The organism is Saccharothrix australiensis (genome assembly GCF_003634935.1).
GTDB classification, from domain to species: Bacteria; Actinomycetota; Actinomycetes; order Mycobacteriales; family Pseudonocardiaceae; genus Actinosynnema; species Actinosynnema australiense.
Window position 1 is genome coordinate 1,785,322 of sequence record NZ_RBXO01000001.1, and the last position, 17,156, is coordinate 1,802,477.

Annotated in this window: 18 protein-coding genes; 6 read left to right on the forward strand and 12 right to left on the reverse strand. The window is 73.4% G+C overall.

Features of this window, described 5'->3' with window-relative positions; translation table 11 throughout:
* Positions 1 to 9 precede the first annotated feature (9 nt).
* The 10 genes from C8E97_RS08425 to C8E97_RS36780 form a co-directional block, all read right to left on the reverse strand.
* On the reverse strand, positions 10 to 747 hold the full coding sequence (locus tag C8E97_RS08425) for a sirohydrochlorin chelatase (protein ID WP_121003203.1): 738 nt from the start codon (positions 745 to 747) through the stop codon (positions 10 to 12).
* The gene (locus C8E97_RS08430; protein WP_121003205.1) at positions 744 to 1,622 is read right to left on the reverse strand and encodes an ABC transporter permease; all 879 of its coding nucleotides are present in this window, start codon (positions 1,620 to 1,622) and stop codon (positions 744 to 746) included. Before C8E97_RS08430 ends, C8E97_RS08425 begins: the two co-directional genes overlap by 4 nt.
* Positions 1,603 to 2,388, reverse strand: coding sequence for an ABC transporter ATP-binding protein (locus C8E97_RS08435; RefSeq protein ID WP_121003207.1), 786 nt, complete (start codon positions 2,386 to 2,388; stop codon positions 1,603 to 1,605). Before C8E97_RS08435 ends, C8E97_RS08430 begins: the two co-directional genes overlap by 20 nt.
* 21 nt (positions 2,389 to 2,409) lie before the next feature.
* On the reverse strand, positions 2,410 to 3,492 hold the full coding sequence (locus C8E97_RS08440) for an ABC transporter substrate-binding protein (RefSeq protein ID WP_121003209.1): 1,083 nt from the start codon (positions 3,490 to 3,492) through the stop codon (positions 2,410 to 2,412).
* A 22-nt stretch (positions 3,493 to 3,514) separates the two neighbouring features.
* Positions 3,515 to 4,855 (reverse strand): sulfate adenylyltransferase subunit 1, encoded by a 1,341-nt coding sequence (locus C8E97_RS08445; protein ID WP_121003211.1) that lies wholly within the window; start codon positions 4,853 to 4,855, stop codon positions 3,515 to 3,517.
* Positions 4,856 to 5,830, reverse strand: coding sequence for a sulfate adenylyltransferase subunit CysD (gene cysD, locus C8E97_RS08450; RefSeq protein WP_425470495.1), 975 nt, complete (start codon positions 5,828 to 5,830; stop codon positions 4,856 to 4,858).
* The gene (locus tag C8E97_RS08455; RefSeq protein ID WP_121003213.1) at positions 5,788 to 6,489 is read right to left on the reverse strand and encodes a phosphoadenylyl-sulfate reductase; all 702 of its coding nucleotides are present in this window, start codon (positions 6,487 to 6,489) and stop codon (positions 5,788 to 5,790) included. Before C8E97_RS08455 ends, cysD begins: the two co-directional genes overlap by 43 nt.
* The gene (locus tag C8E97_RS08460; protein WP_033427569.1) at positions 6,486 to 6,644 is read right to left on the reverse strand and encodes a hypothetical protein; all 159 of its coding nucleotides are present in this window, start codon (positions 6,642 to 6,644) and stop codon (positions 6,486 to 6,488) included. Before C8E97_RS08460 ends, C8E97_RS08455 begins: the two co-directional genes overlap by 4 nt.
* Positions 6,645 to 6,735: 91 nt before the next feature.
* Positions 6,736 to 8,418, reverse strand: a complete 1,683-nt coding sequence (locus C8E97_RS08465) for a nitrite/sulfite reductase (protein ID WP_121003215.1) — start codon at positions 8,416 to 8,418, stop codon at positions 6,736 to 6,738.
* A gap of 111 nt (positions 8,419 to 8,529) precedes the next feature.
* Positions 8,530 to 8,616, reverse strand: a complete 87-nt coding sequence (locus tag C8E97_RS36780; protein ID WP_425470662.1) for a putative leader peptide — start codon at positions 8,614 to 8,616, stop codon at positions 8,530 to 8,532.
* A 486-nt stretch (positions 8,617 to 9,102) separates the two neighbouring features.
* On the opposite strand from C8E97_RS36780, the gene hemW reads away from it, so the two are divergent.
* Entirely contained in the window at positions 9,103 to 10,317 is a 1,215-nt protein-coding gene (hemW, locus tag C8E97_RS08470) for a radical SAM family heme chaperone HemW (RefSeq protein WP_121003217.1), read from the forward strand.
* Here hemW and C8E97_RS08475 read toward each other — a convergent pair.
* On the reverse strand, positions 10,310 to 11,050 hold the full coding sequence (locus C8E97_RS08475; protein WP_121003219.1) for a GNAT family N-acetyltransferase: 741 nt from the start codon (positions 11,048 to 11,050) through the stop codon (positions 10,310 to 10,312). The two genes, hemW and C8E97_RS08475, sit on opposite strands and share 8 nt — an antisense overlap.
* A 110-nt stretch (positions 11,051 to 11,160) precedes the next feature.
* Here C8E97_RS08475 and hrcA point away from each other — a divergent pair, with 110 nt between their 5' ends.
* The 5 genes from hrcA (at position 11,161) to C8E97_RS08500 (ending at position 15,365) form a co-directional block, all read left to right on the forward strand.
* Positions 11,161 to 12,183, forward strand: coding sequence for a heat-inducible transcriptional repressor HrcA (gene hrcA, locus C8E97_RS08480; RefSeq protein WP_121003221.1), 1,023 nt, complete (start codon positions 11,161 to 11,163; stop codon positions 12,181 to 12,183).
* A 79-nt stretch (positions 12,184 to 12,262) separates the two neighbouring features.
* On the forward strand, positions 12,263 to 13,411 hold the full coding sequence (gene dnaJ, locus C8E97_RS08485) for a molecular chaperone DnaJ (protein WP_121003223.1): 1,149 nt from the start codon (positions 12,263 to 12,265) through the stop codon (positions 13,409 to 13,411).
* A complete protein-coding gene (locus tag C8E97_RS08490; RefSeq protein ID WP_121003224.1) occupies positions 13,408 to 14,142 on the forward strand; it encodes a 16S rRNA (uracil(1498)-N(3))-methyltransferase in 735 nt (244 codons plus the stop codon). Before dnaJ ends, C8E97_RS08490 begins: the two co-directional genes overlap by 4 nt.
* A gap of 202 nt (positions 14,143 to 14,344) precedes the next feature.
* Positions 14,345 to 15,016 carry an alpha/beta hydrolase family protein gene (locus C8E97_RS08495; protein ID WP_121003226.1) on the forward strand — a complete coding sequence of 224 codons (672 nt, stop codon included), beginning with the start codon at positions 14,345 to 14,347 and terminating at the stop codon, positions 15,014 to 15,016.
* 10 nt (positions 15,017 to 15,026) lie between these two features.
* The gene (locus C8E97_RS08500; RefSeq protein WP_121003228.1) at positions 15,027 to 15,365 is read left to right on the forward strand and encodes an HIT domain-containing protein; all 339 of its coding nucleotides are present in this window, start codon (positions 15,027 to 15,029) and stop codon (positions 15,363 to 15,365) included.
* A 404-nt stretch (positions 15,366 to 15,769) separates the two neighbouring features.
* Here the strand turns inward: C8E97_RS08500 and C8E97_RS08505 are convergent, their stop codons facing one another.
* Positions 15,770 to 17,152, reverse strand: coding sequence for an FAD-binding oxidoreductase (locus C8E97_RS08505; RefSeq protein WP_121003230.1), 1,383 nt, complete (start codon positions 17,150 to 17,152; stop codon positions 15,770 to 15,772).
* Between the last annotated feature and the right edge of the window lie 4 nt (positions 17,153 to 17,156).

The following is a 17,156-nucleotide window of genomic DNA, read 5'->3' on the forward strand; positions in this document are numbered from 1 at the left end:
CGACGGGTTTCAGGCGGACCGGACGGCGAGTGCCGCGCCCACCGCCGCGTCGAACCGGTGCAGCACGAGTTCCGCCACCTCCGGGTCCGGGCCAAGCGGTGGCGCGACCACCGCGTCCGGGCCGGCCAGGCGCGCCACCCGGTCCGGCAGCAGCCCGGGCGCGAGGAACCACGACGCCACCGCGATGCGGCGGGCCCCGCCCGCCCGGAGCCGCGCCACGGCCGTGGGCACGTCGGGTGCCGCGGTGGCCGCGAAGGCCGCCGTCACCCCCGCCCAGCCCGAACCGCGCGCCCACCGCCGGGCGATGTCCGTCACGAGGGCGTTCGCCGGCGCGTGCGACGAACCGGCGCCCGCCAGCACGACACCCCAGTCGCCGCCCGCGTCCACCCCGGCCGACGCGAGCCGGCGCAACGCCGCCGACTCCAGGCGCGGGTCGGGTCCGAGGACGTCGGCGATCGCCACGTCCAGCGACGGCAGCCGCGCCGCGACCTCCGCCACCGCGCCCGGCACGTCCACCCGAGCGTGGAACGCCTTGCCCAGCAACAGGGGCACCACGACCGCCGACCGGTGCCCGGCGGCGTGCACGGTCCGCAGCACGTCGCCGAGCCGGGGCGCGGACAGGTCCAGGAAGGACGCCCGCACGTCCAGCGAGGGCCGCAGCACCCGCACGACGTCGAGCAACTCGTGCACGGTCGCCGCCGACCGCGGGTTCCTGCTGCCGTGCGCCACGGCCACCAGCGCCGTCACAACGCCCCCGTCAGGCCGCGGGCGCGCAGCACCGCCCGTTCCAGCGGTCGGAACACCAGCAGTTCGATGCCGATGCCCACCAGCAGGATCAGGAAGATCGCCGCGATCACCACCGAGATGTCGTTGAGGGAAGACCCGTTGTGCAGGTACTGCCCCAAACCCTCGCCCAACTGCGGCGAGGTCGCGATGATCTCCGCCGCCATCAGCGAGCGCCACGAGAACGCCCAACCCTGCTTGAGCCCCGCCAGGTAACCGGGCAGCGCCGCCGGCAGCAGGATGTGCCTGGCCGCCGCCAGCTTGCCCGCGCCCAGCGCCTGGCCGACCCGCGGCAGCAGCGGCGGCACCTGGTCGACGCCCGCCACGAGGCCGTTCGCGATGGACGGCACGGAACCCATGAGCACCACGAAGTAGATGGTCGACGGGGTCGCGCCGAACCACAGGATGCCCGCCGGCACCCACGCCACCGACGGCAGCGACTGGAGGCCGGTCAGCAGCGAGCCGATCGCCGCGCGCACCACGCGCACCTTCGCGATCAGCAGGCCGAGCGGCGTGGCGATGACGACCGCGGTCAGGAAGCCCAGCACGGCCCGGTGCACCGACGTCCACAGCACGTCGAACGCCCGGCCGGTCTCCACGGCCTCCACCACCGACGCCCACACCGACGCGGGTGACGGCAACTGGTACTCCGGCCAGAACGCCGCCGCCCACAACGCCTGCCACGCCCCGAGCAGCAGGGCGAACGCGATCAGCGGCGGAACCGCCGTGCGCACGAACCGCTTGCCGAGCGACGGTCGCTGCTCCTGCGACGGCGCGTCGAGCGCGTCGAGGCCCGCGCCGACCGCCGCGAGGTCGTTGTCAAGCCGCGGCGTGGCCACTGATCACCTCCCGGAGGTGACCGGTGATGTCGTCGATGAGGGCGGGCTCGTCACCGTCCACCGTGGACCACTCGCGGACCACGCGACCGGGCCGGGAGGACAGCAGGATCACCCGCTGCGCCAGCCGCACGGCCTCCCGCACGTCGTGCGTGACGAACAGGATGGCCGTCGACGTCTCCCGCCACACCCGCACCAGCTCCGCCTGGAGCACGTCGCGCGTGATGGCGTCCAGCGCCGCGAACGGCTCGTCCATCAGCAGCAGGCCGGGCGTGCCCTGCTCGGCGCTGCCCAGCGTCGACGCCAGGGCGCGGGCCAGGGCCACGCGCTGGCGCATGCCGCCGGACAGCTCGTGCGGGCGCTTGTGGCCCGCGCCGTCCAGGCGCACCAGCGACAGCAGCTCGCTCGCCTTCTCCCGGCGCTCGCCGCGCCGGACGCCCGCGAGCCGCAGCGGCAGCTCCACGTTGCGCGAGGCGGTCAGCCACGGCATCAGCGCGGCTTCCTGGAACATCACGGCGGGCCGCGACGTGGTCAGCTCGATGGTGCCGGAGGTGGGCGCGTCCAGCCCGGCGACCAGGTTCAGCAAGGTCGACTTGCCGCAGCCGGAAGCGCCCAGCAGGCACACGAACTCACCCGGCGCGACCCGGAGGTCGACCCCGTCGAGCGCCGGCACCGCGCCGGCGCCGTGGCCGAATGTCTTGCGCACCCCGGACAGGGTCACCGCGGCATCCACTGTGGACCCCGGTGTGTTCTCAAGCGTGGCGGTCATGGTGTGCCTGCCTTCCCTGAGTCACTTCTTGTCGAGTCCGGCGGTGTCCACGGTCGGCTTGCCCGCGGCCGAGAGCACCTTGTTCAGCAGCGTGAAGTCCACGAGCCCGGCCACGTCCGCGGCCTCCTTGGCGACGCCCGCGGCGACCGCGTCCTGCGCCAGCCGCGGGAACGCCTTGGCCTGCGGGTCCATCGTCAGCTCGATGTGGTCGAACGCCCGGTCGAGCACCGGTTCGCCGAGCGACTTCCCGGTCAGCGCCTTCAGCGCGCCGTTCACGACCTGCTTGGCCTCGGCCTTGTTGCCCTGCGCGAAGTCGGTGGCCGCGAGGTGGCCGCGCAGCAGCTGCTCCACGGTCTCGGGGTGGTCGCGCAGGAACTCGGTGCGCACGACCAGCACCGTGGTCGGGAACCGGCCGCCCTCCCACAGGGACTCCTCGTCCAGCAGCACCTTCGCGCCCGCGTCCAGCACCAGCCGCGACGACCACGGCTCGGGCGCCCACGCGCCCTGCACGTCGCCCTTGCGGAACAGGTCGAGCGACTGCGCGTTCTCCGTGTTGGTCACGTTGACCTGCTCGGGCGCGGTGCCGATGCCCAGCTTCTGGTCCGACAGCCACTTCTTCAGCGCCACGTCCTGCGTGTTGCCCAGCTGCGGGGTGGTGACGACCTTGCCCTTGAGGTCCGCCGCCGAGCCGATCTCCGGCTTGACCACGAGCTGCGCGCCGCCCGACGTCGCGCCGGCCACCAGCCGGATCGCCTCGCCCTTGGACTTGGCGTAGGCGTTGATGACCGGGCCGGACCCGATGAACGTCGCGTCCAGCGACTCGCCCAGCAGCGCGTTCACCGCGTCGGGACCGGCGTTGAACGTCTGCGTGGTGAGCTTGGTGTTGCCCAGCTCCTTGGCGAACAGGCCCTTGTCGACGCCGATCAGGGCGGCGGCGTGGGTGACGTTGGGGAAGTAGCCCAGCCGCACCTCGGCGGCCGGGCCCTTGCCCCCGGTGGGTCCGGCGGCGGTGTCGCCACCGCCCGCCCGTGAGCACGCGGCGAGCGCGAGCAAAGCGGTCAGTGCGGCCAGTGACTTGGTCAGGGTTCTGCGCTGGGTGCTCACGGGGGCGGTGGCCTTTCTCGGGTCAGGGACCGGGGGAGACGAGGGCGTGGCTGTCGGTCGGCGCGCTGCCGCCGCCCTCGGTGGCGGCGGTCACGCCGTCGGGCACCGGCAGCGGCGCACCGACCAGGCCGGCGGCCAGCGTGCCGCCGTCCGAGGCGTCGATGACCAGGAAGGCGCCGGTGCGGCGGTCGTGGGTGTAGTCGTCGACGGGAACGGGTTCGGCCGTGCGCACCACGACCTGGCCGATCTCGTTCAGGGCGAGGGAATCCGGGCTGCCGGTGCGGCCGAGCCGCTGCTCGTCGAACCGGTTGCGCAGCTCGGTGACGATGGCCTGGACGGTGCGGGTGCCGTGCTTGACCAGCACGCGCGCGCCGGGCAGCAGCGGCTTCTCGGCCAGCCAGCACAGCGTGGCCTCGAACTCGTCGGTGACCCTCGGCGGCGTGCCGCCCGCGATCAGGTCGCCGCGCGAGATGTCCAGGTCGTGCTCCAGCAGCAGGGTCACGGACTGCCCGGCGGCGGCCTCGTCCAGCGGGCCGTCGGCGGTGTCGATCCCCGTGACGGTGCTGCGCAGGCCCGAGGGCAGCACGGCGACCGGGTCGCCGACGCGCACGGTGCCGGCGGCGACCTGGCCCGCGTAGCCGCGGTAGTCGGGGAACTCGGCGGTGCGCGGGCGGATCACGTACTGCACGGGGAAGCGGAGCGGCGCGTCGTGCGGGTCCGCCTCCACGGGCACGTTCTCCAGGTGCTCCAACAGGGTCGGCCCGGTGTACCAGGGGGTGCGGTCCGAGCGCTCCACCACGTTGTCACCCGCCAGGGCGGACAGCGGGATGCCGACGACGGCGTCCCCGGGGAACCCGAGCGCGGTGGCGTGGGCGGTGAACTCCGCGGCGATGCGGGAGAACACGGCCTCGTCGTACCCGACCAGGTCGATCTTGTTCACCGCCAGCACCAGCCGCGGCACGCCCAGCAGCGCGAGCACGGCGGCGTGGCGGCGGGTCTGCTCGACCACGCCCTTGCGGGCGTCCACCAGCAGCACGCCCAGCTGGGCCGTGGACGCGCCGGTCACCGTGTTGCGCGTGTACTGCACGTGGCCCGGCGTGTCGGCCAGCACGAACGACCGGTTCGGCGTCGCGAAGTACCGGTACGCGACGTCGATGGTGATGCCCTGCTCGCGTTCCGAGCGCAGGCCGTCCACCAGCAGCGACAGGTCCGGTGTGGCCAGACCGCGGTCGGCGCTGGCGCGGTGCACGGCGTCCAGGGTGTCGGCGAGCACGGACTTGGTGTCGTAGAGCAGCCTGCCGACGAGCGTGGACTTCCCGTCGTCCACGCTGCCCGCGGTCGCCAGCCTCAACAGGTCGCTCATCTAGAAGTAGCCCTCCCGCTTGCGGTCCTCCATGGCGGCTTCCGACAGCCGGTCGTCGGCGCGCGTCGCGCCGCGCTCGGTCAACCGGGACGCGGCGACCTCCGCGATCACGGCCTCGATGTCGGCGGCGTCGGACTCCACCGCGCCGGTGCACGAGCCGTCGCCGACGGTGCGGTAGCGCACGGTCTTGGTCACCAGCTCCTCACCTCCGCGGGGTCCGCCCCAGGGGCCTTCGGCCAGCCACATCCCGTCGCGGAGGTAGACCTCGCGCCGGTGCGCGTAGTAGATCGACGGCAATTCGATCCCCTCTCGCGCGATGTAGTGCCAGACGTCCAGCTCGGTCCAGTTCGACAGCGGGAATACCCGCACATGTTCCCCCGGGCGGTGCCTTCCGTTGTAGAGGTTCCACAATTCGGGACGCTGGCGCCGCGGCTCCCACTGCCCGAAGGCGTTGCGCAGGCTGAAAATGCGCTCCTTGGCGCGGGCGCGCTCCTCGTCCCGGCGTCCACCGCCGAAAACGGCGTCGAATTTGTGAGTGGTGATCGCGTCCAACAATGGAACGGTCTGCAATGGATTCCGCGTGCCGTCGGGGCGTTCCGCGAGCCGGCCGTCGTCCAGGTAGTCCTGGACCCGTGCGACCTCCAGCCGCAGCCCGTGCCGCGCCACCACGCGGTCGCGGAACTCGATGACCTCCTCGAAATTGTGGCCGGTGTCCACGTGCAGCAGCGGGAACGGGACCGGGGCCGGCCAGAACGCCTTCACGGCGAGGTGCAGCAGCAGCGTGGAGTCCTTGCCGCCGGAGAACAGGATCACCGGCCGGTCGAACTCGCCCGCCACCTCGCGGAAGATGTGGATCGCCTCGGATTCGAGGCGCTCCAACGTGTCCAGCGGCGATGTTCGCGCACCCGAACCGGTGCGCAGGTCTTCGACAGTCATCCGTGCAACCCGCATTCCGTCTTCGCCAGGCCCGCCCACCGGCCGCTGCGCGGGTCCGCGCCCGGCAGCGGCTTGGCGGTGCACGGTGCACACCCGATGGAGGGATAACCCGCCTGCACCAACGGGTTCTCCAGAATCCCGTGTTCCGCGATGTAGGCGTTGAACTCGTCGTCGGACCACGCGGCGATGGGGTTGACCTTCACCAGCCCGTTGCGGTCGTCCCACTGCACGACGGGCGTGTTGGCCCGCGTCGGCGCGTCGACCCTGCGCACACCCGTCACCCAGGCGTCGTAGTTCGCCAGCGTCCGCCGCAGCGGGACGACCTTGCGCAGGTGGCAGCACCGGCTCGGGTCGGTCCGGTTCAGCGGGCCGAACTCGCGCTCCTGGTCGGCGACCGACTGCTCGGCGGCGGCGTCGACGATGCGCACCTCCGGGTAGACCAGGTCGACCGCGTCGCGCGTGCCGATGGTCTCGGCGAAGTGGTAACCGGTTTCCAGGAACAGCACCTCGACGTCCGGCTTCACCTTGGCGGCCAGGTCGATCAGCACGGCGTCCTGCATGTTCGACGCGACGATCCAGCTCTCGCCGAACGTCCGGGCGGTCCACGCGAGCGCTTCGTCGGCGGTGGCGTCAGCCAACTCGACCGAAGCGGCCCGCGCGATCACCTTCAGCTCCTCGACCTTGGTCGGGGCGGTCATCGCTGCACCTCCTGAGGAAGGTTGAGACCCACGAACTTCACGGTGAACACGCGGCGGCAGGAGGCGCACAGCCACGAGTGGCTCGGCTCCTCCTGCGGCCTGAGGTCCTCGTCACCGCAATAGGGGCAGTAGAACGGGGTGGCCCGCTCGCTCATCGTCGCTCCTCCTCGGACGCCGACGCGATCGCCCGTCCGGGCCAGGTTTCCGACGTTCCGGACGACACCCGGTTGGCCCACGACGATCGGCTCACTTCAAGTCCGCTTCATCCGCGCGCGCGACCCACTGCGCGAACCGCTCGTCGTCCGCGCGCCCCGCAAGGAAGTTCCGTACCACGCGCTCGACGTAGTCGGACAGCTCGGCGGCGGTCACCTTGTGGCCGCGCAACTTCCGGCCGAACCCGGCGTCCAGGCCGAGCCCGCCGCCCAGGTGCACCTGGAAGCCCTCCACCTGGTTGCCGTCCGCGTCGGTGACGATCTGGCCCTTGAGTCCGATGTCGGCGGTCTGGACGCGGGCGCACGAGTTCGGGCAACCGTTGATGTGCACGGAGATCGGGGCCGTCACGCCCGACACGACGTCCGCCAGCCGCGACTCCAGCGCGGCCACCAGCTCGACCGCGCGCGCCTTGGTCTCGACGATGGCGAGCTTGCAGAACTCGATGCCGGTGCACGCCATCACGCCGCGCCGCCACGGCGACGGCTCGGTCTGGAGTCCCAGCTCCGCCAGGTCCGCCTGGAGCCCCTTGACCTCGGACTCGGGCACGTCCAGCACGATCAGCTTCTGCTGCGGCGTCAGGCGCACCCGGCCCGAACCGGCGCGGTCCACCGCCTTCGCGACCTCCACCAGCGTGGAGCCCGAGACGCGGCCGGCGATCGGCGCCGCGCCGACGTAGCACAGGCCGTCCTTCTGCCGGTGCACGCCGATGTGGTCGTGCGGCACGGCGGGCACCGCGGGCGCCGGGCCGTCGAGCAGCTTCCGGCCGAGGTACTCGTCCTCCAGCACCTGGCGGAACTTCTCCGCGCCCCAGTCGGCGACCAGGAACTTCAGCCGCGCCCGGTGCCGCAGGCGGCGGTAGCCGTAGTCGCGGAAGACGCTGATCACGCCCTCCCACACGGCGGGCACCTCGGCGAGCGGCACCCACGCGCCCAGCCGCTGGGCGATCATCGGGTTGGTGGACAGCCCGCCGCCGACCCACAGGTCGAAACCCGGACCGTGTTCCGGGTGGACGACGCCGACGAACGCGACGTCGTGGATCTCGTGCGCCACGTCCGGCAGGCCCGAGATGGCGGTCTTGAACTTGCGCGGCAGGTTCGCGAACCGGGGGTCGCCGATGTAGCGGCGCAGGATCTCCTCGATCGCGGGCGTGCCGTCGACGACCTCGTCCTCGGCGATGCCCGCGACCGGCGAGCCGAGCACGACGCGCGGGCTGTCGCCGCACGCCTCCATCGTGGTCAGGCCGGCGTCCTCCAGCTTCCGCCAGATCGTCGGCACGTCCTCGATGCGGATCCAGTGGTACTGGATGTTCTGCCGGTCGGTGATGTCGGCGGTGTCGCGCGCGTAGGTCTGCGACAGCTCGCCGATCAGGGCGAGCTGCGCCGTGGTCAGCCGGCCGCCGTCGATGCGGACGCGCAGCATGAAGTACTCGTCGTCCAGCTCCTCCGGCTCCAGGGTGGCCGTGCGACCGCCGTCGATGCCGGGCTTGCGCTGGGTGTAGAGCCCGTACCAGCGGAAGCGCCCGCGCAGGTCCGCCGGGTCGATCGAGGCGAACCCGCCGGCGGCGTAGATGTTCTCGATCCGGGCGCGGACGTTGAGCGGGTTGTCGTCCTTCTTGCTCCGCTCGTTGGGGTTGAGCGGCTCGCGGTAGCCCAGCGCCCACTGCCCCTCACCTCGGCGTTGCTTGGCACGCTGAGGCGTCGTCGTAGGGGGGACCATCCTCGTCCTCCGGGGTTCGGGGCGCCGGTGCGCGTGGGAGTCCCGGTGGATCGGTGGTCGGGGGCCCGTCAGCGCACCCGGCGCCGACAGGATCGAAAAGTCGGGCGCGGGTTATGCCGAAGGACGGCACATCGCGCTGGAGACACGACGGAAGTCGACGTGGCGGCGAACCACCAGGCGCACTCCGTTCGAGGTCATGGCAGTCAGCGTGCCACGCGTCCACCCCGTGGTCCACCGCCATCCGCATCCTGGGACGACCCCGCGGTGCTGCTAGAACCCCCACTGCTCTCCCTGGAGCCCCCGCCCCTCTCCCTCCCTCGCCCACTCCAGCTCCCTCCTTCGCCCACTCCAGCTCCCTCCCTCTCTCCGCTCCCTATCCCGCCCCCGCGCCGCGAGGCCGCCGTCGGGTTGTCGCGCCTCATTTCCCGCCGATCACGCTTTTAGATCGGCGGGAAATCAGGCGCGACGGCCCGACCACAGGGCGGCCGAGCCGCCGCGACGGAGGAGCGGCAAATTCAACACAGCTCTACGCCTGTGTCACCGCTCCCGCCCTGACCCAGTCGCCCTCGCCCCTCCGACCCCTCGCCCCTCCGACCCCTCGCTCCGCCGACCCCTCCCACCTCTCACTCCGCCCACCCCTCCCTCCGGTCCTGCCTCACACCCCCGTACCGCACACTGGGTGTCATGCCTTCCGCGTTGCCGACCGGTGAACCCGCGCCCCCGGACGGTTCACTGCCCGTGACCGCCCTCCAGGGCCTCGGCACGCGCCCGTTCGGCGTCTACGTGCACGTCCCGTTCTGCGCGACCCGGTGCGGCTACTGCGACTTCAACACCTACACCGCCGGTGAGCTGGGCACTTCGGCGTCGCCCTCCTCGTGGCTGGAGGGGCTGCGCCGCGAACTCGACCTGGCCGCGGCGGTGCTGGGTGCACCGCCTGCCGCGGACACCGTGTTCGTCGGCGGTGGCACTCCGTCGCTGCTGGGCGCGGACGGCTTGGCCGACGTGCTGGCCGCGGTCCGGTCGTCGTTCGGCTTGGCCGACGGCGCGGAGGTCACCACCGAGTCCAACCCCGAGTCGACGTCGCCGGGGTTCTTCGCCGCCATCCGTGACGCGGGTTACACGCGGGTGTCGCTGGGTATGCAGTCGGCGGCCCGGCACGTGCTCGCCGTGCTGGACCGGGCGCACACGCCGGGACGCCCGCCGGAGGCGGCCCGAGAGGCCCGCGCGGCCGGGTTCGACCACGTGAACCTGGACCTCATCTACGGCACGCCCGGCGAGACCGCGGACGACCTGCGCGCCTCGCTGGACGCCGTGCAGGAGGCGGGCGTGGACCACGTGTCGGCCTACGCGCTGATCGTGGAGGAGGGCACCGCGCTGGCACGCCGGGTCCGGCGCGGCGAGCTGCCGATGCCCGACGACGACGTGCTGGCCGACAAGTACGAGCTGATCGACGCCGCGCTGACCGCCCGGGGCCTGCGCTGGTACGAGGTGTCGAACTGGGCGGCCGGCCCGGCGTCGGTGTGCCGGCACAACGTCCTCTACTGGCGGGGCGCGGACTGGTGGGGCGCCGGGCCGGGCGCGCACAGCCACGTCGGCGGCGTCCGCTGGTGGAACGTCAAGCACCCGGCCAAGTACAGCGAACTGCTGGCCGCCGGCCGCTCGCCCGCCGCCGGCCGCGAGGTGCTGTCCGCCGACGACCGCCGGGTGGAGCGCGTCCTGCTGGAGCTGCGCCTGGCCGAGGGGCTGCCGGTCGACGTGCTCGACGCCGGCGGCCGGGCGGAGGCGAAGACCGCGGCGGCGGACGGCCTGCTGGACCCCGACGCGCTCGCCGCCGGCCGCTGCGTGCTCACCGACCGGGGCAGGCTGCTCGCCGACGCCGTGGTCCGCAGGCTCACCTGAGCGAGATCGCCGCCGACTCCCCGATGGTCCGGTAGCCGATCGGGCCGTAGAGGCGGCCGGCCTTGCCGTCCGGCTCGGTCTCCAGGAACGGCGTGAGCCCGGCCGCGAACACCCGGGCGGTCAGCTCGCCGCAGATCGCGCCCGCGATGCCCCGGTTGCGGTACTCCGGCAGCACGCCGATCCCGGCCACCTGCGCCAGGCCCCGCTGCGGCGCCGTGTGCGCGCCCGCGCCCACCGCGATCCCGTCCGCCACCGCCAGCACCAGCAGCCCGCCCTGGTCGAGCAGCGCCCGCTGCCGCTCGATCGCGACCTCGCGCGTGACCGATTCCACACCGAAGGCCCGGTGCTGCACGTCGGTGAGGTCCGCCAGCTCGTCGTCGGAGGCCGCGTCGACCAGCGCCACGCCCTCGGGCACGTCGGGAACGCGCAGCGCGGCCCGCTCCACGGCCATCATCGGCAGCAGCTGGTCGACCGCGAACCCGGCCTCCGCCAGCGCCGCGTCCACCGCCGGGAACGGCCGCAGGTACTCCAGCCGCGGGGTGCGTGACCTGGCCCGGAAGGCCGCGACGAGCCGGGCGACGTCGTCGGCGGTCGGCGTGGCGTCGGCGTCGGGCACCGCGTAGTTGAAGAACACGTTGTCGGTGTGGGCGTCGAAGCGCACGAGGAACGGTCCGACGCGTTCGGCCTCGCCCCGGATCGAGTCGCGGAGGGAGTCCTGGATGACGGCGAGCACACCGGAAACTAGCCGTGCGGGGCGAACCGGTGCCACCGACTTTCCCTGCGGGGCGTCACAGCTCCGTAAACTCGTGGTGGTCCAGACCGTGGTAGTGGAGGTGACGCGCGGTGAACGCCGATGAGCGCCGGTTCGAAGTGCTGCGCGCGATCGTCGCCGACTACGTCTCCAACCAGGAGCCCGTCGGGTCGAAAGCGCTGGTCGAACGGCACAACCTGGGTGTGTCCAGCGCGACGGTCCGCAACGACATGGCGTCGCTGGAGGAGGACGGCTACATCACCCAGCCGCACACCAGCGCGGGCCGCGTGCCCACCGACAAGGGCTACCGCCTGTTCGTCGACCGGCTCAGCGAGGTCAAGCCGCTGTCCCCGGCCGAGCGCAAGGCCATCCACAGCTTCCTGGAGGGCGCGTACGACCTGGACGACGTGCTGCGCCGCAGCGTCCGGCTGCTCGCCCAGCTGACCCGCCAGGTCGCGGTCGTGCAGTACCCGACGCTGAGCCGGTCCACCGTGCGGCACATCGAGGTGCTCGCCATCACACCGGCGCGCCTGATGCTGGTGCTGATCACCGACACCGGCCGGGTGGACCAGCGCTCCGTCGACCTGGGCGACGTGATCACCGAGGAGAACGTGGCGCGGATGCGCACCATGCTCAACTCCGCGCTGGTCGGCAAGCGGCTGTCCGACGCCTCCGCCGAGGTCGCCGAGCTGCCCGACCGCGCGCCCGCCGAGCTGCGCGACGTGGTGCTGAGGGTGAGCACGGTGCTCATCGAATCGCTGGTGGAGCACCCGGAGGAGCGGTTGGTGCTGGGTGGCACCGCGAACCTCACCCGGAACGTGGCAGACTTCCCCGGTTCGCTGCGCCAGGTGCTGGAGGCGCTGGAGGAGCAGGTCGTGGTCCTGAAGCTGCTGGCCGCGGCCCGCGACCCCGGCACGGTCCTGGTGCACATCGGCGAGGAGAACGAGGCGGCCGAGATGCGCAGCACCTCTGTCGTGTCCATCGGTTACGGCAGTCGGGACAACCTGCTCGGGGGCATGGGCGTGGTGGGCCCGACGCGGATGGACTACCCGGGGACGATGGCGGCCGTGCTCGCGGTCGCCGGCTACGTCGGGGAAATTCTGACTTCACGGTAGCCGGGGGAACACCGAAGGCCCACAGGACGTTTCGCAAGCGAGCGAGCGCGTGCTCGACGCGCCCGCAGGAGGACACACGGTGGCGAGGGACTACTACGGCACGCTCGGGGTCTCCAAGAACGCGACACCCGAGGAGATCAAGCGCGCCTACCGCAAGCTCGCGCGCCGGCTGCACCCGGACGTCAACCCCAACGAGGAGGCGCGCTTCAAAGAGGTGACGGCCGCCTACGAGGTGCTGTCGGACCCGAAGAAGCGCGAGATCGTCGACCGGGGCGGCGACCCGCTCCAGCCCGGCGGCGGTGGCGGCGGGGTGCACGACCCGTTCTCGGGCTTCGGGCTCGGCGACATCATGGACGCGTTCTTCGGCGCGACGGGTGGCGGCGGGCGCGGTCCGCGGAGCCGGGTGCAGCCCGGTTCGGACGCGCTGATCCGGCTGGCCATGACGCTGGAGGAGTGCGCTGCGGGCGCGTCGCGGGAGCTGACCGTGGACACGGCGATCCTGTGCGACCGGTGCGTGGGCAGCGGCTGCGCCGAGGGCTCGTCCCCGGTGCGCTGCGACACCTGCGGCGGGCGCGGCGAGGTGCAGTCGGTGCAGCGCTCGTTCCTCGGCCAGGTGGTCACGGCGCGGCCGTGCCCGGTCTGCCGCGGGTTCGGCGAGGTCATCCCCGAGCCGTGCCTCCAGTGCGCGGGCGAGGGCCGGGTCCGGTCGCGGCGCACCATCTCGGTGCAGATCCCGGCCGGGGTGGCCGAGGGGATGCGGGTGCGGCTGGCGGGCCAGGGCGAGGTCGGCTCGGGCGGCGGGCCGGCGGGCGACCTGTACGTCGAGGTCGAGGAGGTGCCGCACGAGGTGTTCGAGCGGGACGGCTCGAACCTGCACTGCTCGGTGCGCATCCCGATGACCACGGCCGCGCTGGGCGCGGTGCTGCCGCTGCAGACGCTGGACGGCGAGGAGGAGCTGGAGATCGAGCCGGGCACCCAGCCGAACACCGAGCTGGTGCTCACCGGCCGCGGCATGCCGCGGCTGCGGTCCTCCGGCCGCATCGACGGCCGGGGCGACCTGCACGTGCACCTGGAGGTCGTGGTGCCGACCAAGCTCGACGCGCGGCAGGCGGAGCTGCTGCGGGAGCTGGCGGTGCTGCGCGGCGAGGAGGAGCCGACGCTCGCGCACAACGGCAAGGGCGGCGGGGGCCTGTTCTCGCGGCTGCGGGCCGGCCGCGGCAACCGGTGACGCTGCCGGTCTTCCTCGTCCCGGCGCTGCCGCCGGGCCCGGAGGCGGTGCTGGACGGCCCCGAGGGCAGGCACGCGGCCACCGTGCGGCGGCTGCGCGCGGGCGAGGAACTGGTGCTGTCCGACGGCACCGGCGCGCAGGTCCGCTGCGTGGTCGAGGAGGCGTTGAAGGACGCGCTGCGGCTGCGGCTGGTGGAGCGCTGGGTCGTGCCCGAGCCCGCGGTGCGGGTGGTGGTCGCGCAGGCGCTGGTGAAGGGCGACCGGGGCGAGCTGGCCGTGGAGCTGGCGACCGAGGCGGGCGTGGACGGCGTGGTGCCGTGGCGCGCCGCGCGGTGCGTCGCGAAGTGGGAGGACGGCCCGCGCGGGGCGAAGGCGCTGGAGCGCTGGCGCGCCACCGCGCGGGAAGCCGCGAAGCAGGCGAGGCGGGCCCGCGTGCCGTCGGTCTCCGAACCGGTGGGCACGCCCGCGCTGGCCCGGTTGGCGGGGTCCGCGACGGTCGCGCTGGTGCTGCACGAGTCGGCGACGGCGACCCTGCGCTCGGCGCCGCTGCCCGACGCGGGCGAGGTCCTGCTGGTGGTCGGCCCGGAGGGCGGCGTCACCGACGACGAGCTCGCGGTGCTGACCGCGGCCGGCGCGCACCCCGTCCGACTGGGGCCGACGGTCCTGCGGGCGTCCACGGCGGCGGCGGTCGCGTTGGGAGCGCTGGGTGTGCTGACCGATCGCTGGGCGTGATCACCGCTGTTCTCGGCTGGCGGACCTCCCGGTTAGGAGTTACCCTCTTGGCCTGAGGGGTTGCATTGGTCTAGTCGCGATCGGCCCTTCAGACCACAGACTCGCCGGACACCTCCCCCCTCGGTCCGGCGTCGCCGCGTCGCGGTGGGGCGACCCCCAGGTCCCATCGCGACGCGGCCCTTTCTCGTCAGGGGTTTTCCAGGTGCGGCGGATCGCTTACGGCGGGCACGCGAGCCAGTTCGGCGAGCTGTCGGCACCCGAGGGCGCGCCGTCGTCACCGGTGGTCGTCGTCATCCACGGCGGGTTCTGGCACCAGGACTGGGACCTGGAGCTGGGCCGGCCGCTCTCCGCCGACCTGGCCGCGCACGGCGTGCCCGTGTTCAACGTCGAGTACCGGCGGGTGGGCGGTGGCGGCGGGTGGCCGCGGACCGGCGACGACGTCCTGGCCGCCATCGACGTGCTCGACGCCGACGTCGTCACCCTCGGGCACTCCGCGGGCGGCCAGCTGGCCGTGTGGGCGGCGGCCAGGCACCCGCGGGTCGTCGGGGCCGTCGTGCAGGCCGGTGTCCTGGACCTCGTCCGCCACCCGTCGATCACCCGGCGGGTGACCGGCCTGCTCGGCGGCACGCCGGAGGAGGTGCCCGAGCGGTACGCCGACGCGTCGCCGGCGGCGCTGCTGCCCATCGCCAAGCCGATGGTCCTGGTGCACGGCGAGGACGACGAGGACGTGCCGGTCGAGCAGAGCACCGCGTTCGCGGCGGCCTCCGGCGCGGAACTGGTCACGCTGCCCGGCGTCGGACACATGGACCTGATCACGCCGGGCACCGCCGCGTGGGCCGCCTGCCGCGCCGCCGTGCTGCGGCTGGCCCGCTAGCCTGCGCGCCATGTCCGACTGCCTGTTCTGCCGCATCGTCGCGGGCGAGGTCCCGGCGACGATCGTGCACGAGACCGAGACGACCACCGCCTTCCGCGACATCGCGCCGCAGGCCCCGACCCACGTCGTGCTGGTGCCGAAGCTGCACTCGCCGGACGCCGTCGCCCTGGCCGCCGCCGCGCCCGGCGTCCTGGCCGACCTGTTCCGCGCGGCCGGCGAGGTGGCCGCCGCGGAGGGCGTGGACGAGAGCGGGTACCGGTTGCTGTTCAACACCGGGCCGGACGCGGGGCAGACCGTGTTCCACGCCCACCTGCACCTGCTCGGGGGCGGTGAGCTGGGCTGTATCTGATGGCCCGACTCCGTCGGGCGGCTCGGCCGCCGGGGAGTCGGCGGCTCGCGGGGCGTGTTCAGCCGATCGAAAAGCGTGATCGGCAGAACACGCGCCGCGAACCACCGACGCGGCCTCGCTGTGTCTGATGGCCCGACTCCGTCGGGCGGCTCGGCCGCCTGGAAGTCGGCGGCTCGCGGGGCGTGTTCAGCCGATCGAAAAGCGTGATCGGCAGAACACGCGCCGCGAACCACCGACGCGGCCTCGCTGTGTCTGATGGCCCGACTCCGTCGGGCGGCTCGGCCGCCGTTTAGTCGGCGGCTCGCGGGGGTGCGTGCGAGCGGTAGCTAGTGGGAGGGGCAGGGAGAGCGAGAGGGAGGGGAGGGGGAGGGTGGGAAGGGGGAGGTGGAAAGGGGAGGTGGGGGCTAGAGGGACTGTGGGAAGGCCAGTACGTGGTCCGGGTCGTAGCGGCGGGCTACCTGTTGGAGTCTTGGCAGGTTGGGGCCGTAGTAGGCGTGTCGCCAGTCGGGCATCTCCGGGTCGATGTAGTTCACGTAGCCGGTGTCCAGGCCCATCCCGTCGCGGACGGTGGCGACCTGTTGTCGCGCCTGTGCCTCGGGCACCCCGGCGGCGTCGACGTACACCTGTGCGCTCGCGATCGCGTCGCGGTGCGGGAACGCCGTGTCCGTCGCGCCCACCCGCGCGATCGCGCCGCCGAACGAGTCGAACAGCACCGACGTGGACCGCGCGCCGTCCAGCAGCCCGACCGCCCGCGCCGGGTCGAGCGGTCGCCGCAGCATCCGCGACGAGGCCACGAAGGGCGTCCCCGCGAACGGCGGGCACCCCTTCAGGCAGTTCGCGTAGTGCCGCATGGCGGTCGGGTAGTCCATCGGCCGGAGGTCGCGCCGGGTCACCGGGACCTTCGCCGCGAACCGGTCCAGCACCGGCGTCAGCGACTCGGGCGTGCCCACCCAGCAGCCGGACACGACGGCCGTGGTCCGGCGGCCCGACGACAGCCGGCACGCCGCCCACAGCTCGTCCGGCTGGTCGACCACCCACTCCTGCCACGCCCCGAACACGTCCACCGCCGCGCCGGCCGGGGTGCGCAGCTCGAACGGCACCAGGTCCCGCGCCTCGTCGGTGGCGAACCGGAACGACGTGACGATCCCGAAGTTGCCGCCACCGCCGCCCCGCAGCGCCCAGAACAGGTCCGGCTCGTGCTCCTCGTCGACCACGCGCACCGAGCCGTCCGGCGTCACCACCCGCGCACCGCGCAGGTGGTCGCAGGTCAGGCCGTACTTGCGGCCGACCACGCTGATGCCGCCGCCGAGCGCCAGCCCGCCGATGCCGACGCTGCGGCACGTGCCGGCGGGCAGCAGCCGCCCCGCCGCGCCCAGCCGCTCGTACAGGTCGATCAGCGCGATGCCGCCGCCGACCACCGCCTCCGGGCCCGGCCGGACCTCGCGCAGCGCCGCCACGTCCACCACCAGGCCGTCCTCCGGCGCCGAGTAGCCCGCGTAGCTGTGCCTGCCGCCGCGCGCCGCGACCGGCAGGCGCTCCTCCGCCGCGAAGACCAGGCACCGGGCCACGTCCGACTCGGACGCGCACAGCGCGACGGCCGCCGGCCGCCGGGACGCGTAGACGGTGTTGTACGGACGCCGGGCGGTGTCGTAGTCGGCGTCGCCGGGCAGCACCAGCCGGCCGGTCAACGCCCGGCGCAGCCGGTCCCAGTCCCGGTCCCGGCCGGTCCACCCGCCCAGCACGGCCAGGCCGGTCGCCCCGAGGAAGGTCCTGCGATCGAATCCCACAGCG